The 17939-nt window shown below is 38.2% G+C and carries 15 protein-coding genes; 10 read left to right on the forward strand and 5 right to left on the reverse strand.

Translation table 11 applies throughout. From position 1 onward, the window contains the following. The first annotated feature begins 59 nt into the window (after window positions 1-59). Window positions 60-968, forward strand: a complete 909-nt coding sequence (gene hypT / locus AC4IFT_RS17865; protein ID WP_490731941.1) for a hypochlorite stress DNA-binding transcriptional regulator HypT — start codon at window positions 60-62, stop codon at window positions 966-968. Between the two features lie 71 nt (window positions 969-1039). Here hypT and AC4IFT_RS17870 read toward each other — a convergent pair whose 3' ends face one another. The 3 genes from AC4IFT_RS17870 to AC4IFT_RS17880 are packed head-to-tail and all read right to left on the reverse strand — an operon-like array spanning window position 1040 to window position 3859. Next, window positions 1040-1753 carry an MgtC/SapB family protein gene (locus AC4IFT_RS17870; protein WP_490731943.1) on the reverse strand — a complete coding sequence of 238 codons (714 nt, stop codon included), beginning with the start codon at window positions 1751-1753 and terminating at the stop codon, window positions 1040-1042. Window positions 1754-1776: 23 nt separating this feature from the next. Further along, window positions 1777-3024 carry an MFS transporter gene (locus tag AC4IFT_RS17875; RefSeq protein ID WP_490731945.1) on the reverse strand — a complete coding sequence of 416 codons (1248 nt, stop codon included), beginning with the start codon at window positions 3022-3024 and terminating at the stop codon, window positions 1777-1779. Window positions 3025-3037: 13 nt separating this feature from the next. Then, window positions 3038-3859: an MBL fold metallo-hydrolase gene (locus AC4IFT_RS17880; RefSeq protein ID WP_490731947.1), complete on the reverse strand. Its 822-nt coding sequence runs from the start codon at window positions 3857-3859 to the stop codon at window positions 3038-3040. A 345-nt stretch (window positions 3860-4204) separates the two neighbouring features. Between AC4IFT_RS17880 and AC4IFT_RS17885 the strand changes: the two genes are divergently transcribed. The 9 genes from AC4IFT_RS17885 to AC4IFT_RS17925 all read left to right on the forward strand — a co-directional run bounded on the left by AC4IFT_RS17885 (window position 4205) and on the right by AC4IFT_RS17925 (window position 15191). Then, on the forward strand, window positions 4205-6415 hold the full coding sequence (locus tag AC4IFT_RS17885; protein WP_490731949.1) for an extracellular solute-binding protein: 2211 nt from the start codon (window positions 4205-4207) through the stop codon (window positions 6413-6415). Between the two features lie 1116 nt (window positions 6416-7531). Then, window positions 7532-7870: a helix-turn-helix domain-containing protein gene (locus AC4IFT_RS17890; protein ID WP_490731951.1), complete on the forward strand. Its 339-nt coding sequence runs from the start codon at window positions 7532-7534 to the stop codon at window positions 7868-7870. 89 nt (window positions 7871-7959) lie between these two features. After that, window positions 7960-8481 (forward strand): fimbrial protein, encoded by a 522-nt coding sequence (locus AC4IFT_RS17895; RefSeq protein ID WP_490732052.1) that lies wholly within the window; start codon window positions 7960-7962, stop codon window positions 8479-8481. A 63-nt stretch (window positions 8482-8544) separates the two neighbouring features. Next, window positions 8545-9075, forward strand: a complete 531-nt coding sequence (locus AC4IFT_RS17900; RefSeq protein WP_490731953.1) for a fimbrial protein — start codon at window positions 8545-8547, stop codon at window positions 9073-9075. Between the two features lie 53 nt (window positions 9076-9128). Further along, window positions 9129-11651, forward strand: a complete 2523-nt coding sequence (locus tag AC4IFT_RS17905; RefSeq protein ID WP_490731956.1) for an outer membrane usher protein — start codon at window positions 9129-9131, stop codon at window positions 11649-11651. A 102-nt stretch (window positions 11652-11753) separates the two neighbouring features. After that, window positions 11754-12500 carry a fimbria/pilus periplasmic chaperone gene (locus AC4IFT_RS17910; protein ID WP_490752142.1) on the forward strand — a complete coding sequence of 249 codons (747 nt, stop codon included), beginning with the start codon at window positions 11754-11756 and terminating at the stop codon, window positions 12498-12500. Between the two features lie 59 nt (window positions 12501-12559). Then, window positions 12560-13183 (forward strand): fimbrial protein, encoded by a 624-nt coding sequence (locus AC4IFT_RS17915; RefSeq protein WP_490752144.1) that lies wholly within the window; start codon window positions 12560-12562, stop codon window positions 13181-13183. Between the two features lie 312 nt (window positions 13184-13495). Continuing rightward, window positions 13496-13999: a fimbrial protein gene (locus tag AC4IFT_RS17920; RefSeq protein ID WP_490731962.1), complete on the forward strand. Its 504-nt coding sequence runs from the start codon at window positions 13496-13498 to the stop codon at window positions 13997-13999. A gap of 40 nt (window positions 14000-14039) precedes the next feature. Further along, window positions 14040-15191, forward strand: a complete 1152-nt coding sequence (locus AC4IFT_RS17925; protein WP_490731964.1) for an MrpH family fimbial adhesin — start codon at window positions 14040-14042, stop codon at window positions 15189-15191. A gap of 631 nt (window positions 15192-15822) precedes the next feature. On the opposite strand, the gene AC4IFT_RS17930 is transcribed toward AC4IFT_RS17925, so the two are convergent. Both AC4IFT_RS17930 and AC4IFT_RS17935 read right to left on the reverse strand, forming a co-directional pair. After that, entirely contained in the window at window positions 15823-16653 is an 831-nt protein-coding gene (locus AC4IFT_RS17930; protein WP_490752146.1) for a hypothetical protein, read from the reverse strand. 170 nt (window positions 16654-16823) lie between these two features. After that, entirely contained in the window at window positions 16824-17645 is an 822-nt protein-coding gene (locus AC4IFT_RS17935) for a hypothetical protein (protein WP_490752148.1), read from the reverse strand. Window positions 17646-17939 lie beyond the last annotated feature (294 nt).

Genomic DNA, 17939 nt, shown 5'->3' on the forward strand with positions numbered 1-17939 from the left:
AATAAGAATCTCATTATTATTTTATATTTTAACAGCGAGTCTGCTTAAGGCTTAATAACATGAAAAATATAGAAACAAAGTGGCTATACGATTTTTTAACCTTGGAATCTTGCCGACATTTTTCCCATGCTGCTGAGCAGAGAAATATTTCTCAACCTGCTTTTAGTCGGCGTATTAAGGCGTTAGAAGAAGCTATCGGCGTGGAACTATTCGATAGAACCACTTCACCCTTGCAGTTGTCTGAAGAGGGCAAAGTGTTCCACTCTCAAGCGCGTAGCTTGTTACAGCAATTAGAGTGCAATTTGAATGAGTTATCGGGCCATAATATTTTGAGTTTGCCTAATATTAAAATTGCGGCAGCACATTCTTTATCATTAACATTGTTACCCAAACTTGTTCATGCGTTGTCTGGTTATGGCGAAGAATTTGTCTATCATGTTGAAGCCATTGATGTGGTGCAGGTGGTGAATGCGTTAAGGGAAGGAAAAAGTGATTTTATTATCTCATTTTACGATGAGGATTTAATGCAGTCGCCATTTTCATGTTTAAATGTTTTTGAGTCTGAGCTTTACCCTATCTGTGCCGCAGATGAATTTGGCAAGCCGTTATTTGATATTTACCAACCACAAGTTCCCTTGTTGAATTATACCAATGCCTCTTATATGGGCCGATTAGTTAACCGTCGGTTAAGTGAGTTCGGTACAATCAGTTCGAAAACGTTGTTTATGTCATCCATGAGTGAATTATTGAAAAATATGGCGTTGGACGGTCATGGCATCGCATGGTTGCCGATTTATTCAGTGGTCAATGAGTTGAAAGAAAAAAAGCTGGTTTGTCTTGATACCCCAGAGTTAACCATTCCAATCCAAGCATACATCTACCGCATGGACACTCGCTTAAATAAAACCGCAGAGGATTTTTGGCGTATTTTGAAGAGAAATATTCCCGAGGATTTAAAGCATTTGTAAAACCTAATAGAAATCCTATAACGACAAAACCCGCTTTAGTCGCGGGTTTTGTGCCATACAATGGTTGAATATTAGTGATCTAAAGAAACAGAATGCACATAGGATAACTGTTTTAACGAGCAATAAAATTCAGGCAATGTGGTTTTTTGGCGAACCACCAGCTTTAAATTCACTTCGACTCGCTCTTTTTTAATATCGCGTATTGTTAGGTTTTCAATAATGTCCTTATGCTGTTTTAAATACTCAATGAGTAAGGGAACGCCATCCTCGTGGGTAAACAACATTCGAACTTTAATCTTACCTAATTTTTGATTTTTCATCTGAAACAATGCCACTTGCGGGCTAAGTTGAATCGCTAAGAAAAAAAGAACGGTGACAATTAATGCGTGCCAATAAAAGCCTGACCCACAAGCAATTCCAACCCCTGCTGAAGCCCAAACAATAGCCGCAGTTGTTAATCCAGAAATCGCATCATCACGACGATGTAAAATAACCCCCGCGCCTAGAAAACCCACGCCACTGATTATTTGTGCAGCTAATCTCATTGGATCACTGCGAATATTATCTGAAATATTGGCGTAATATTCGGCAGATTGAATGGAAACAATGGTTAATAAACAACTGGCAACGGCAATAATGACACAAGTTTTAAAGCCGACAGGTTTTCCCTTTGATTCACGCTCTAAGCCAATAAAGCCGCCTAAAATAAAGGCGGCGAGTAATTTAGCGATACTGGATAGTGACAAAGGGCCAATGGTGTCGACAAACTGTATAAGAGCATCCATGGCTTACCTCTGTATATTTCAAATTACGGTGCTACAGCGCCCTCAGGTGCTTTTTTATCGTCATTATTTTTCTTTTTAGATACATCATCTTTAAAGAAGAAAATAAAGAACACACTAACGACAGCGGCGACGATAGCAGGGTAATGCCAGAAGGTTTCCCATTGTGGTAAGGACTCGCTACCTTTTTCTGTAACCGTTGAGTTAAATAGTTGCCCGCAAATCGTGGAGGCAAATAATAAACCGAAGCCGTTTGAAACAATAAAGCGTAACCCTTGGGCTTGTGCGCGGATTTCTGGTTTTGCTTTACGGTCGACATAAATATCGCCAGCAGTAAAGAAGAAGTCCCAACATAATCCCTGAAGCATCAAACCAAACACGATAAAGTACAAACTGGTATCAACCGCAGCATAGGCAAATAAGGTAGAGCGAATAATCCAGCTAATTGCCCCTAATAATAAGGTGATTTTAAAACCAAATTTCATTAAGAAGAACGATAAGAAGAACATAAACAGGACTTCACAAGCAATACCGATTTGCATAATCGATGCGGCATTGTCGAACCCGAGTGTTTTAATAAACACAGGGATGTAGGCGGAATAAGCTGTTTTTGGGATCATTAATACAAAGATGCTAAACATTAAAATGGCGAAATAGCGGTCTTTAAATAATGAAAGTGCATCTAGGCATAAAATATCGCGTGCAGAGAACGGTTTGCCTTTGGCTTTTGGTGGTGTATTTGGCAGTGTAAAGCAGTAAAAACCTAATACGACCGCAACGGCAGAAGCGATATACCATGTCATTGTGCTGCCAGAGAAACCCATTTCCCCTAAAATAAACCCGATAGCCATAAAACCAAACGTACCGAATACTCGAATGATAGGGAAATATTTCACGCCATTAATATGGGAGAAACTAATGCTATTAGAAAGCGCGGTTGTTGGGTAAAACAGCAGACCAATAATGAATATCAAAAATAGGGTCATGCCACTGTTTTGTGCTTCAATAAATTGAGGCACACATAAAATAACGGCGGCATTAATTAAGTGAAGGATCCCCATCACTTTTTGTGATGCAAAGAAACGGTCAGCAACCATACCAATAAATAACGGGGAAATAATGGTCGCGACACCTAATAACGCATAAGCATTACCAATAATATGTGCCATTCCATAGGTGCTTAATACCAGCCCCATAGTCATATTCCATGCACCTTGCATGAAATATTGGACAAACATCATAATCAGTAAGCGGGAAGTAATTTTCATATCCATTTTTATTTCCCTCTTAATGTGTTTCTAACGTTAATCCGTCATATGCGACACGGATATTATAAGGAGCACAAACCGCCACTAATTCTTCATGCAGTAATTTACCACTGTGTGAAATATGAGAAACGGCAATTTGGGTATCAGAATGCAAACAACCTTGTTGTTGCAGTCTTTCTTGTGCTGCAAAAACGGTTTCTAAGCTCATATGGTTATCGGTGCGATTATTGCCATTTAGGCCATAGGTGCATTCGAATACAACAATATCCAGAGGTTTGTTTTCAAGCCATTGCCAAGTCAGTTCTGGGAACCAGCCTGAATCGTGGCCATAGAAAATTGCTTTGCCATCTTTTTCAATATGATAAACATAGCAAAGTTCCCATTTCGCATGGTTTGCCAGTAATGGAGTAATTTTATATCCGTTTCTTTCAACGGTGACAAAAGGGATTAAGCAATGAAAAGCGAAACGCTCTTTACTGTACCCCGGTAACACTTCAAGGCAACCGTTGATCGCACGATCATTGCCAAGTATATGAAGTGGATGATGAATTTCAAAGCCATAGCCTTCCATTCTACTGAACAGATCGCCCACATTAAAATGGTCGGGGTGAGTGTGCGTGAATAACAGGCTTTCAAAATGGGTTGCATCCATTCCATCGCGCATAAGTTGGTAGCTAAATGTTGGGGATACATCGATCAACATCAGGTCGTCAACAATCGCTGATGAATGGGTTCTGATATCTTTACCGCCAAGTTGCCTTGCTTTTTGGCAATGCTCACAACGGCAAAAAGGGTTTGGGATGCCCTCTGATGCCGCAGTACCTAAAAAGTGAATTTTCATGATAATTACCTTTATGTTATTGTTTTATTTGATTTTATTAAATCCCTGGTGCTGGTGTTAAATCTACAATTTTATCATTTGAACGTTCCAATATTAATCTGGGTGACTTATTTTGCCAATAATAGATGTTTAGATCAGTGATCTTATTCAAACTAAAATATCTATCTATTTGATTAATTTGTTTATTTTTGTTTTTCATTCGAATTTATATAAAAATGATGTTTTTTGGCTTATTTGCTTGTTATATCAGCAGATTGATTTTGGAACGTTCAAATTAATTATCGGTAGTCGTGATAAATAATTCAGGTATGCTATTGCGAGAAGCAACTAAGGTGAAAAAGACAAATGGCAACAATTAAAGACATTGCAAAATTGGCGGGTGTTTCTCATGGAACGGTTTCTAACGTTTTGAATAAGCGTGGAAATGTAAGTGTGGAAAAAATTGAAGCGGTGTATAAAGCGGCAAAGCAAATGGGGTATCAGCTCAATACACAAGCACAATTGTTGAGAACCAATAAGAGCCATAAAGTCGCGATACTGCTACCGCAGTTAGTGTCCGATAAATACGCAATCTTTTTTAATTCATTTAGGCAGTCAATCTCTTTATATCCAGAGATAACCTATGATCTATTTTTGACGGATGATCTTGAAACTACAGAGCTAGATGCATTACAAAAAATTGCGGCGGGTGGGTATAAACAGGTGGTTGCAGTGAGTTGCTTGCAAGACGCAAATACCTATTTTGACACGTTAAAACTGCCCGCTTCTCAAATCGTGTTTATTTATCGCCAACCAGCTAATGCCCACCACTTTTTCACGTTAGATTTTTCTCAAGCCGCTGATGCCATTTGCCATCAAATTGCGACAAGCCGCAGCCAACTAGTGGGAATTTTTAGTGATGAACACGGTGAGTTAGAGCACTCAACATTTGTGAGTGAGTTACAAAAAAGCCTGAAACAACAAGCACCGAATAAAAAATATGTTGTGATCCGTGCGTCGAATGATGAATCGTACAAAGCGGCTTTTGATTTTTTTACCTTAGACCAAATACCGGACTTGTTTGTAGCTGAAGATATTGAAAAAGCGAGCTTTTTAACTCAAGCCAGCTTTTTTGGTAGCCACAGTGATTGCCCTGCCATTTTCGCCTTAAGTGGTAATATCCCACCAATATTAAAAGGGTTGCATTGCTTTCCAATGAACTATGCGCAATTGGGGTTGGAAGTTGTCGATGAATTAATGAAAGAAGATGTGCAGGAAAGTGGCGTCGCGGGTGAAAATACGGTTTATGTGCGGAACCAAAGTGGTAATTTGTATACTGCAACGCCAGCACTGAGCACCGTTAATACCGTTGAGCCGAGCTTGAATCTCCTTATTTTGCCAAGCCCTTCAACCAATGCGCTTAAAAAGCTATTGCCCCATTTTTATCGCCAAACAGGTATTAAGGTGAATTTAGCCATACACCCATATGATGAAGTTTACCAAATATTAGGCCAGCTCCATCTACACCCTTATTATGATTTATTGCGTATTGATATGGCCTGCTTTCCTTGGTTTGCAGAGCGCATATTACAGCCACTCGATAAAATTGGGGACGGAGTGACGGATTTATTAAGTAATTTTTCGACTCCAACTCAACAAAAATTTAGTTTAGTGGGGGATACTGCGTATGCTATGCCGTTTGATGCGAGTGCACAGTTGCTGTTTTATCGAAAAGACTTGTTTGAAGACCCGATTCTAAAACGCATGTATTACGAGAAAACAGGCAATGAATTGACTGTGCCGGCTAATTTTCATGAATACGACCAAGTTACGCAGTTTTTTACAGAGCTACATGAGAAAGGGCAATTTTCCCGACCAATTGGTGCATCGACAACACTGGGAAGTGCAGGTCTTATCGCCAGTGAATATTTGTTACGCTACTACGCTGAAGGTGGGCGGTTAATTGGGGAGGGGGATATCCCTCGATTAGAAATGCCCTTGGCAGGCAAGGTGTTAAGTGATTACTTACACCAAGTTTCTGTCACTGAAAACATTCATGAAAAGTGGTGGAGTGAGTCAGTTAGGCAATTTGAGCAAGGTGAGCTTGCCATGTTGATTGCCTATATGAATCTGTTCAATGATGTGGCTCACAGTGATATTTTCCCTAAAATTGGCTATGCGCCAGTGCCTGGCGGGCTTCCTCAGCTCGGGGGGGGGGCGCTTGGCGTCTCTCGTTACAGCCAAAAATCACATTACGCAGAGCAGTTTTATCGCTGGCTCTATTCGCCTATCGTGATGGATCACCTGATTTTATTGGGTGGGAACAGCAATCACCAAGATTTCAGCCATAACCAAGAAATTTGCCATCGCTATCCGTGGATGCCATTGGCTTATCAAGAAATTAACGGTGGGATCCGTGAATCTTCCATTCCAAACGGCAAGTTGTTTAATTTGCGCCAAGCTGAAGTGATTATTGGTCAGGGTATTACCAATGTGGTGAATAAGATCATGACAATAGAGGAAACTATTGAATACATTAATCAGCGTTTATTAGTGGATACCCAAGGGGAACGATAGGGTAGGCGTTGTTTGATTGGTAAGAGCAATGCGGCAAAAGTCGCATTGTTAGATTTGATGAAGGTAAGATTTTGTTCATCAAGTCAATTCAATATCATTAAAATTTCGGTGCGCCATCGTATTATGAATATGAGTTTAAATAAAGCCGCACATCCCTCCATAAAGTTAAGTTTTTTCGACTGAAATCATAGTGTAATCAACACTTTCTTCTTTTTCCTCTAGACTTGCGGTATCGCCAAAAAACTATATAGCCCTGTGATCTCTAAAATAACGATATCTATGAGATTCATTGATATGCTTAGTAATGGAGTCTAGCTTTCGTCTAATCATAGATGCTAAATTCCATCAAAAAATCCGAGTTTGCCTGTGTCACTGTGATATCTAAGTATCAAGTGTAGAGATTATGAGGAGAGATACAAAGCAAAAAAAGGGGGGCGGTAACATAGGAGTACGTCATAGGTTTCTCACTAACAAGGAATCTTTTGTATCAAAACTTATTATTTATTCAATTTTACCTTCAATTTCAACTCTTATTGCGTGTTTTTTATTTATTCAATAAATTCAGTGCATTACGGTTTTTTATGTTGTTTTTGGTATTTTTTCTTTAAAAAAAATTACTCTTTATATGTGTTTTCATTGCTTTACCTTATGAAAATGAATACAAAATATAATCAATTATGAAAAAATGTGAATGTTAGATTTAAATACTTTATTTTGTGTGGGATGTAGCTTGTTTGTCTACTCGCTTTATGTGTACCAATGGGAAGAGATATTATTCGTATTATGAAATAAGTATAATTCATTGTTTTTTCATAAAAGGAATGAATTGTAAAATATGTAAACACAATGATTTTTTAAAAAAACTCTGATTTGTCAATTTGATTTTGAAATAATCACTCCTTATAATTGTATCCAAGCTTGAGTAACCGATTTTAAATTAAAAAATAAATTAAATTATTAATGGTAACGTATGAGTTGTTGAGCATCGTTAATCATTTGTTAATTTATTTATTTTAATAATTGTATATTTTAATGAATGTGTATTTTAATAAATTAAATTCATATGAATTACTGAAACTAAAAAGTTAGTTATTAGTATGATTCGAGAAATTTTTTATGAATAAATTTGACCAGGATTTTAATTGGTCCAATATTCCAGATAATTTTTTTTCAGCTTATAGTGGCCTTGTTATTAAAAAGAAAAGAAAAGAGCTTGGAATTAGCGGACGAGAATTAGCTAAGCGATTAAATATTTCTCAACAGCAAATATCGCGTTATGAAAGAGGTGTTAATAAAATGACTCTTGATTTGCTGCTTAATGTTTCAATTGTACTAGCTATTCCTTTTGAAAGTTTAATTAATAGTATTATATCTGAAGTTAAAAGTAATTATTCTAGTGATGCTTCTGTTTTAAAGACAGTTATATCTATGTCTGAGCCTGTTTATTTTTATTAGTGTGATACTTAGTTAATTTAATAGTATCTATTTTGGAAAATACCATACTAAAAAGTATGGTGTTATATATGTCAATATCTGAGGGTAATATGAAAAAAATTATTTTAGCAACTTTAATTTCTGGCGTAATGAGTACTTCTGCTTTAGCTGCAAATTTAGGTAGCGGTAATGTAACGTTCACTGGTTCTATTATTTCTGCACCGTGTTCTATCGCACCAGGTGAAGAAAACCAAGAAGTGGAATTAGGTCAAGTGTCTGATGTAACTCTAACCGCAGGGGGATCATCAAGTGCTCAGCCATTTTCTATTCAATTAGAAGGCTGTAACTTGAAAGGCGATAATATCGTTAAAGTTACGTTTAACGGTTCTGAATTAGTTGATGGAGAGACAAATACAGGCATGCTGCAAATTACTGGCGAAGCTTCAGGCGCAGCAGTCAAAATTATGAATACCACTGGTGAACAAATCAAAGTAAACAGTGAGCATAGTCAAAAATATATAAAGGGTGATAACGAGCTGAAATTTACTGCTGCACTGCAAGGTTTGAAAGGTGCAACAGTTGTTCCAGGTAATTTCTCTGCAGTCACAAATTTCACCTTAGCTTACCAGTAAGCGAAAGTGTCTTGCCCTGAGACTATTGTTGAAGGGCAATTTTTAGTGAACAGGGAAGGGATAATGAACGCTATCTCAATTAATACTGTATTACTTTTGAGTCAACTTGTGGTTCTGCCTTATGTGCAGGCAGAATCTTCGCCTATTTTTGGTCGCTTTAGCATGAATGGCAGTATCGTCAATTCTGCCTGTGCTATTGATACAGGCTCGCATGAACAAACAGTGGATATGGGGGTATTGCCAATAGGCGCAATACGTCAAGAGGGACAAGGACCTGTGCACCCTTTTTCAATTGCGCTTATTGGTTGCACATTAACTCCGCATGCAGGGGATAGATGGCAAATGTTTTCCGTTACTTTTGATGGGCCAGTGAACGGTGAATGGTTTTCTGTTTCGGGGGATGCAAGAGGTATCGCATTATCACTGCAAGACGTGCACGGAAAGCCAATTTATCCCGGCCAGTCCACACAAAAACAATCCATCATACCAGGTAATTCTGTGTTGCATTACGGGTTACGACTCGTTTCTGACACCCATATATTACGGCCAGGGGAATACCAAGGTGCATTGCGATTTAAGCTTGAATATTACTAAAAAAATGTCCTGCTTTTTTTTGTTTTTTTACTTGATTTTTAGGGATGTTATTTATGTCTTCAACACAATCTTCAGTTCTCCCCAAAAAGGGGCTGAGCCTCGCGATTGCTTTATCGCTGTATGGACTCTCGGTACCAGTATTTGCTACGCAGGCGTTTGAGTTTAATACTGATGTACTTGATTTAGAAGACAAAAATAACATTGACCTGAATCAATTTTCCCGTGCTGGTTATATTATGCCAGGTACTTATTCCTTTACACTCAAAGTGAATGAAGAACAGCTACCTGAAGTCTCTATTCCATTTTATGTCCCTGAGAATGACTCTGAGGGGAGTATTCCGTGTCTTTCACCTGAAGTTACGAGTCAATTAGGGCTTCAGTCAAATATTCAAAAAGAGGCCACATTTTGGCATGAGGGACAGTGTTTATTAGTGGATAGCGTACCCGGCATGCAAGTGCGTGGTGATTTAGCAACGTCTTCCTTGTACGTGAGTATCCCACAGGCCTATTTGGAGTATACGGCACCGAACTGGGATCCACCATCTCGTTGGGACGAAGGCATTGCAGCATTAATGTTTGATTACAACGTGAATGGTAACACAAATAATGCCTATAACGGCGGACGAGACAGTTATGCCTTAAACGGTAACGGGGTTGCTGGTGTGAATATCGGTGCGTGGCGTTTTCGTGCAGATTGGCAAGGACGCTTAAACCGTTCAACTGGATCTGGCAGTACCGTCAGTAAAGATTTTGATTGGAACCGTTTTTATGCCTATCGAGCGCTACCTAACTTAGCAGCAAAACTGGTGCTAGGTGAAGATTACCTTGTATCCAGCATATTTGACTCGTTTCGTTTTATTGGTGCGAGTGTGCGCTCCGATTTGAATATGTTGCCACCAAATTTACGTGGCTATGCCCCAGAAGTGACAGGGATTGCTAAAACTAATGCCACGGTGACAGTGAGTCAACAAGGCCGAGTCTTATATGAAACACAAGTCGCTCCAGGGCCGTTCCGCATTCAGGATTTGAGTGATGCCGTAAGCGGTAAATTGGATGTGACTGTCAAGGAACAAGATGGCTCAACACAAGAGTTTCAGGTAGATACGGCAAACTTACCGTATTTGACACGCCCAGGCCAAATTCAATACAAATTAGCTTTAGGGCAACCAACGAATTACCAACGTCACAGTGAAGGTGACAGTTTTGTTACCGGAGAGTTTTCTTGGGGAGTCAATAACGGTTGGTCTCTGTTTGGAGGGAGCCTTAACAGCCAAAACTATAATGCGATGTCGTTGGGTATAGGGCGTGATTTATTAGCATTTGGAGCCATATCATTTGATGTGACCCAGTCGTTAGCGCGTTTACCGGGTGAAAGCCGTGTCAGTGGGGGTTCTTATCGTATTAACTACTCGAAACGCTTTGAGACCATAGACAGTACTATTCAGTTTGCTGGTTATCGTTTCTCCGAACGCGATTTTATGTCCATGTCGGATTTCTTGGCTGCTTTAAAAGCGGGGGAGCGTTTCGGGGGCAATAAAGAGATGTACACCGTATCGCTTAATAAAAATTTTGCTGATCTTGGGATGTCATTGTACCTGAACTACAACCATCAAACCTATTGGGATCAACCGGATAACGATTATTACAGTGTTATGTTATCGAAGTATATGGATATCGGGTCGATTAAAAATGTCAGTGTTAATTTGTCAGCTAATCGCAGTGAGTATAACGGAGTTAAGGATGACAGTATTTTCTTATCCGCGTCGTTCCCATTAAGTAACGGGGCAAACGTCGGGTACTCCCTGAATAGTAGCCGTTACGACACTACTAGCCGAGCTACCTATTACGATCGCATTGATGACCGGACAACCTATCAACTTAGTGCGGGCAGCAGTAAAAAAGGTGGGATGGGAAGTGCATTTATAACCCATCAGTCAGATGTGGCACGTTTCGCCGCAAACGCCAGTTATATGCATAACCAATATAGTGCATTTGGCGTTTCGGCCAGCGGTGGTATGACATTAACGGCTGAAGGCGGGGACTTACATCGTATCAATACTCCAGGCGGTACGCGGCTGTTGGTTGATACTGATGGCGTAGCCGACGTGCCGATTAAAGGGATTGGCGCACCAATTACCTCAAATATGTTTGGTAAAGCAGTGGTTGGTGACGTGAGCAGTTACTACCGTAGCAAGGCGCAGATTGATTTAAATACATTGCCAGATAACGTGGATGCGCAGCAATCCGTTGTGCAAGCAACCTTAACGGAAGGCGCTGTGGGTTATCGGCACTTTGCGGTCGTTTCAGGCCAAAAAGCGATGACTGTGTTGCGTTTGTCTGACGGTAGTCATCCACCTTTTGGAGCGCAAGTACAAAATAGCAAAGGTCAAAATACGGGTATTGTTGGGGATATGGGTAGTGCCTACATTAGCGGTATTAACCCTGCTGATGTGATGACTGTGATGTGGGGGGAGAACAAAGCGTGCGAAGTACGTTTCCCTCATGAGTTCGGAACGCTACAAAATACCTTGTTGCTACCGTGTATCCCAATAGCACTGGCTGAACCTAAAGGGTAAGCCATTCACATAAGAAATGACCCCAGAGAACGACGTGGGTCTCAATCAGGTTGTACTTTAGGGAATGTGAGTTTTTTCCCTATTTGATAAAGGTAAATCACTATGCAATTAAAAATCGCTTCGAGTATTGTTTTGAGTCTCATCGGCTGCACTATGTTATTCAATACCGCTAATGGTGCGGTATCCATGGACCGCACTCGTGTTATTTTCGACGGGAATCAAAAATCGGTTTCATTAAATATTTCGAATAACAATAAGCAATTACCGTATTTAGCGCAAGGTTGGATTGAAAATACGGAAGGGCAAAAAATTCAGTCGCCGTTAGTGCTGTTGCCGCCTGTACAGCGTTTAGAGCCAGGAAAATCAAGCCAAGTAAAAATAGAGGCGCTACCAGCAATTAATGCATTACCACAAGACCGTGAATCATTGTTTTATTTTAATTTGCGGGAAATACCGCCGAAAAGTGATAAACCGAATACTTTGCAAATTGCCTTACAGACACGAGTGAAGTTGTTTTACCGCCCTAAGGCGATAGTTCCAGAAAAAAATAACACACCGTGGCAAGAAAAATTAACTTTAGAAAAACAAGGCGAACAGTACATTTTGAAAAATCCGACACCGTATTACGTGACAATTATTAACGCGACTGCCAATACGAAATCAACGAACGGCAAAGAGTTTACACCCGTGATGGTTCCCCCATTTAGTCAAGATAATTTGGGGGTTAACGTAAGCTTATTGGGCAGTAGCCCTGTGCTGACCTACATTAATGATTTTGGTGGCCGCCCAACTTTGACGTTCCGTTGTCAGTCGCTGACGTGTGATGTTGTGCAGAGTAATAAAAGTTAATAATGTTTTTTAGCGCCTAACTGGCGGTGCTTAACGTAATAGAGAGCAAGGAGTGTCAGATGGCTAGTCAACAAAGAAAATTTAGACTTTGTCGTGGCCTACTAGCGGTAGTACTGGGGGGTATTATCAATGTACCTAGCATGGCAAATAGTAATGGTAATATCTATCGCTCAGCTGATAACTGGAATGTTGATGGACAGCACGGGGTGGTCTATGTCAAAGGGACACTGACGGAAAGTCCATGTCGTTTGGCAATGATATCGAGCTACCAGACTGTGGATATGGGGAACTTGGATACAGCTACCTTACAGCGTAATGGCAAAGGTCTTTCTGTTCCGTTTCAAATTGAATTGGAGGATTGTTTAGAAACGGCGACCCGACTTGAAAATGTTCAAACTGGAATGATAGCGTGGAGTTCAACGCAGCCAGCCGTGAAAGTTCGTTTTGTGGCACCGACAGTATCGTTTAATAGAAACATTGTTCAGGTGATGGGGGCCAAAGGGGTGGGATTGGCTGTTAGCACACCTAGCGGGAAGTTATTACCGATGGGGGAGGAAAGTGAACCTCAATTGCTACCATCGGGGCAAAGCCAATTAACGTATTACGTGACACCAGTGAAAATGGGGCCGTTCGTACCAGGTGCCTATTCGGCACTTATTGCGTTTGAAATGTTTTATGAGTAAAAGAGATAACATGTACGTAATAATAAATGAGTATTATGTTCATATTAGCTAGTTTTTTATTCGACTATATTATTGTGGATTAATTCTCTAATATTGAATTTACTTTAATATAGAGGGATAAGGGAAATACACAAGTGTAAATGTGTAGAATGAAAGTCGATAATATCCTGAGCTACACATCATTTTATTTTATTTTATTTTATTTTGTTTTGTGGTTTGTTTTTTTGATATGTAATTGCATGAAAATGTATGATTATTGATTTATTTTACTTTACCTCTGCGTGAGAAAATATATATATTATAGGGCTTATTATGAGGATGAAATTTTTTTTAAGTAATGTGGTTTTAGTCTTTGTTTTTTTATTTAGTTTTGCCGCATTTGGAGAGTCGTTTTCTATAAAAATGAAAGTTAATGTTATAGAGAAAGGCTGTGATGTATATGGTGTGGATGGAAAAGGTTTTCCAATAACAGTTGATTTTAAAACAATAAACTATAATGATGTTACTAATCCCCGGTATGAAAAAGAGGTGATCTATAATCTGGATTGTGGTTCTGAAAATATAAACAATCCTAAGTTAAAGTTAACCTTTGAATCTGAGTCAGCTAAATTTTCTGATAATCTTATAGCGACATCTAATAATACATTGGGGTTAATGATGCAAGTTAATGGTGAATTATTGTCGCCATATAAATCGTTTTCTTTTAACTATTCTAATAAGCCCGTGATTATTGTTAAGCCAGTAGTGAATTCAAATGCTGAACCCTTATATGGTGAATTTTATGCATCTGGAGTTTTGTATGTTGATTATGAGTAATAAATTTTTATTTTACTAGCTGATTAGGAATATTTTTAATATGCTAAAGTGTTTGCTTTCTTATGTTGGCGGTATTGCTACATACTATATCCAACATATCAAATTAGTCGCGCTAATAACTGTTTTTGCTTACGGCTTTTCCTCATCAGTGTATGCAGGTTATTGGATAGACTATGCTAGTTCCTCTCAAGGTTGGCCTTCTTCAAATTATGCACAGTTCATGCAGGGAGCGATAACTGTACCATTTTCTGCTGAAGTGTTAGGGGGCGGAACTCCTAACCTTATCGATAAAGGAGCTGCATATACGGGTAACTCTCCATTTGGTACTCGAGTGAGGTTTAGCTTATATAGGTATAATAATACCACAGCAATTATCAGATTGAGAGGTTCTGGAGCTTTAACAACTTCAATATCCTCAACTGGGAAGTGTTATTTTATACCTTCATTTTACGCAAGCTATTATACAGAAAATAGCACATCATTATACAGCCATTCATCCAATAAAGCAGCTAATATAGTTGGCGTTTATTATGCTCCAGAGCAAAGTGTGATGGTTAATAAAAATTGTAATGAAATTAAAGGCGATGATCCTACGCTTAGTCAATTAACAATTCCAGTTGATGTGCCCGAGTATTATATTGCTTGGGGAACGCCTATTTCCTGGACCTCTGGTGATAGATATAATAATTGGTCTATAATGGAATATGGTTATATGACTGTTTTAAATTTAACTTCAAATTATAACTTTGCTCCTCAATATAATATTTTTATTTGTCCAACTAATGTTATTAATAGTAGTTGTGTGAGAACCAACAAATCAGGAACTGGAGGTTCGGATAATGGAGATGGAGAAGTCATTGTACCTACAAATTGTTATCTAAGTGGTAATAATGATGGGTTGGATTTTGGAACTGTTAATAGTGAGGATTATATAGGTAAAAATGCCACCTATCAATTAAATGCATCATGCTCGCGAGATGCGAATGTTAAATTTTCTATTATTCAAGGAGAAAGCATAAAATTAGGTCCATTTAAAGTAAAGGTGAAAATTAATAATGAAGAGTCTCCTACTATTAATATAGGTGAAAACATCAAGATATTGAATGTTAATGGAAGCTTAGAAGGCGCAAGTGAGGCAATTAAAGTGGGAAGCTATGAAAGTTCGATCATCGTTTTGGCTGAGCAGCAATAGTAGAGACCTATTACAGAAGAATGGTGAAGTGCTAACTAATTGAATGGTTTGTAGGAAGAGTAGGGCTATTTTGGGTGATTTATGATTAAAGCCGAACAATATTCCTATTTTTTCGACTCATTCCAAATAGTGTTATTATAACGTAGGTGGGTAATTTACCATTTTGGGATTATACTTATAATAAAAAACAACACGATAACAATTGTTTTTTTATTATTATAGAGATAGCTGTGTTTTATCAGTTAACTTGAATTTTTTAATTCATCGCTGTAAACAACATAACATTATGTTATTTCTTTTTTTGTCTCTAAATGTTGGGGATGAGTATAGGTTCTTTGGAAAGAGTACAAGAAATATTTGAGCTCTAGGTGACAAGCACAGTAAAAATACTATAGAGTTTTTAACTTAATCTTGGCTTGGTATTGCTCGATAAGGTGTAAATACTAGGCTATTGAATGAATAAAGAAAAACTAATTTTAGGACCACTTTAAGAGTAAAAGTGGTGCCCGGACTCGGAATCGAACCAAGGACACGCTTTCTATACTGATTTTTTATTGGTTTTCAATCAGTTATTTTTTCGCTTCGAGGTCAATGTACCATTGTTATGTACCATTTAGCAATATAATTTGTGTTAATATCCATAATGACCCATGACACTTTCTACATGATTGAAAAAGGTAAAACGCTGATTCAAGTATTCATGAATTTGGCTTTTATATAGCTCTGCCGTTGAATACTCATTAGTATCACCTGATATATTATTGTAGAGCCTAACACAGATATTATTGAATCTTCTTGACTCTTTACTAGTTGTTGGAAAGGCTAACATTGTGTTTGCTTCTTTGTAAAAACTATTAATAAACTCTGCATCGTCTTTAATAAATCGAAGAAGAGTAGGACGTATACTTTCGCCTGCTTTTATGTCAATTATTGAACATCCATTAGAATCAAATGACCAATATAGCCTGTGTTCTTTATCTGCTGCAATATCAGTTCTTGGGTGTACAAACAAAGAGAAAAAATAGTCTGTTAGTGTTTTACTGTTTGGTTTATTTCTATCTAGCCCAAGTAGCTCACATATTGCTCTATATCGATCAAAACTAGAATAAATATCAGAATGCCATTTCGATGAAATGAGAACCTTAGCGATATGATCTTTTTCATAATTTAAGCATGTATCAAAGATAAATGCAGCTATTAACGAATAAGCAATATTATCAATAAAATTAATATGATAAGGAATAATTGCTAGGTACCAAATAGAGATTCCTACAAGTACTACAAGTGAACGTCTTAGTGAGCCTGATGAATAAATGTATCGTCTGTAGGAGTTTATCCATCTGATTAACTTAAGAATTATTTTATTTCTGAACTTGATTGTTCTTTTGGGATTGGCAATAAAGCGCTTTAAAGCATAAAGAAATAATAAGGTTGATATGATTAAAAATAAGTAGTATCCCAAAGTTAGCCTCTTGATCTATGTATTGCTTATCTTATTCTTGTTTAGTTAGCGATTGTTTAGTCAAACTTAGCGGAGATACTAACATAAATTAGTTGTAAACTACGCTGTTTACTTTGCTATGCTGTAGCTACGCAGGGAGCTAGAGCTACAGCATATTGAATCAATTATTATTAACTGCTTAATATAATAGCTTTTATTTTGTTGATATCTTCATTAGTTAACACATTTTGCTGTTTTAGCTTAGCAATCTCAGCAAGAAACGTCAGGTGATCGCCATCTATGCTCTTGCCAGTAATGTTTTTGATTAACTCGCCTTTCTGATGGTTAAATTCTTCTTCACTCAACATGTCAGCATTCCTTAGCGAGGTCAGCTTTGTTAGTGTTGATATGAACTCTTCTGGAACAAACAACCTTTCTTTATCTTTATGCTTTTCTGTAAGGTAAATCATACTAATTGAGCCAATGATTGAAGCAATTATGACATAGATGCCCGTTGCTCCATGGTAGATTAAATAGTCCCTATAGCGTGAATGCCTTTCAATATCAAACAAGTTCATGGTCACAAATGGGGTTGCAGCTAATAGCATGATAATTAACAGAAATAGCATTGCAGATTTGTTATATGGCTTTTTGCCTTTAGTTAGCGTTTTAACGCCAATACTAATGCAGATCGGAGTTGCAATCACTAGGATATAGAGTAGTGTGTCATTGATTTTGAACATGTAATACAGAGAGATAGCGACACCAACGATAATGTATAATACCCCTTGGAATTTCCCTGTTGTTGACTCGATGTTCTCAGCAAATGTCTGACAGAAACATGCTGAAATGCATAGTGAAGTAATGAACAGTGAGATTCTGGCAAATGTCGCGTTACTGTTGGAATAATAAGGGTCGAAGCTATGAACCCCTATTACTTGTTGGATATAGAATATTGAGCCGATAGCAGCTAAGCAGGCAATACTTACCCATAGTTTTGATGCTTTGTTCATTTAGTTGACCCTTGTTGATATTTTCTTGCCTTACATGGCACCCATACATTGCTATCACTTATGAAAAATGCTGGGATAGTATGAATTATCAGTATCTTGGCGGATACTTGACTATCAGCGAATACAAGCGTTGTTCGGTCGTGTTTATCATTCTCGGTTTTTATGAGTGGTAACTTATAAATTCCCTCAATTGAAAGCAGCATGTCTTTATCTAATGTTGCATGAATGCCGTTTTCACATTGCAACCACATGTTAATTGGGGCTGGAAGTGCCAGCCCGTAAGCGCTATAGAGC

The sequence above is a fragment of the Providencia sp. UF-183 genome (assembly GCF_058246155.1).

Excerpts from the sequence above, each read along its gene's own strand:
- hypT (WP_490731941.1), top strand. The coding sequence starts at position 60 with ATGAAAAATATAGAAACAAAGTGGCTATACGATTTTTTAACCTTGGAA.
- AC4IFT_RS17870 (WP_490731943.1), bottom strand. The coding sequence starts at position 1,753 with ATGGATGCTCTTATACAGTTTGTCGACACCATTGGCCCTTTGTCACTA.
- AC4IFT_RS17875 (WP_490731945.1), bottom strand. The coding sequence starts at position 3,024 with ATGGATATGAAAATTACTTCCCGCTTACTGATTATGATGTTTGTCCAA.
- AC4IFT_RS17880 (WP_490731947.1), bottom strand. The coding sequence starts at position 3,859 with ATGAAAATTCACTTTTTAGGTACTGCGGCATCAGAGGGCATCCCAAAC.
- AC4IFT_RS17885 (WP_490731949.1), top strand. The coding sequence starts at position 4,205 with ATGGCAACAATTAAAGACATTGCAAAATTGGCGGGTGTTTCTCATGGA.
- AC4IFT_RS17890 (WP_490731951.1), top strand. The coding sequence starts at position 7,532 with ATGAATAAATTTGACCAGGATTTTAATTGGTCCAATATTCCAGATAAT.
- AC4IFT_RS17895 (WP_490732052.1), top strand. The coding sequence starts at position 7,960 with ATGAAAAAAATTATTTTAGCAACTTTAATTTCTGGCGTAATGAGTACT.
- AC4IFT_RS17900 (WP_490731953.1), top strand. The coding sequence starts at position 8,545 with ATGAACGCTATCTCAATTAATACTGTATTACTTTTGAGTCAACTTGTG.
- AC4IFT_RS17905 (WP_490731956.1), top strand. The coding sequence starts at position 9,129 with ATGTCTTCAACACAATCTTCAGTTCTCCCCAAAAAGGGGCTGAGCCTC.
- AC4IFT_RS17910 (WP_490752142.1), top strand. The coding sequence starts at position 11,754 with ATGCAATTAAAAATCGCTTCGAGTATTGTTTTGAGTCTCATCGGCTGC.
- AC4IFT_RS17915 (WP_490752144.1), top strand. The coding sequence starts at position 12,560 with ATGGCTAGTCAACAAAGAAAATTTAGACTTTGTCGTGGCCTACTAGCG.
- AC4IFT_RS17920 (WP_490731962.1), top strand. The coding sequence starts at position 13,496 with ATGAGGATGAAATTTTTTTTAAGTAATGTGGTTTTAGTCTTTGTTTTT.
- AC4IFT_RS17925 (WP_490731964.1), top strand. The coding sequence starts at position 14,040 with ATGCTAAAGTGTTTGCTTTCTTATGTTGGCGGTATTGCTACATACTAT.
- AC4IFT_RS17935 (WP_490752148.1), bottom strand. The coding sequence starts at position 17,645 with ATGAACAAAGCATCAAAACTATGGGTAAGTATTGCCTGCTTAGCTGCT.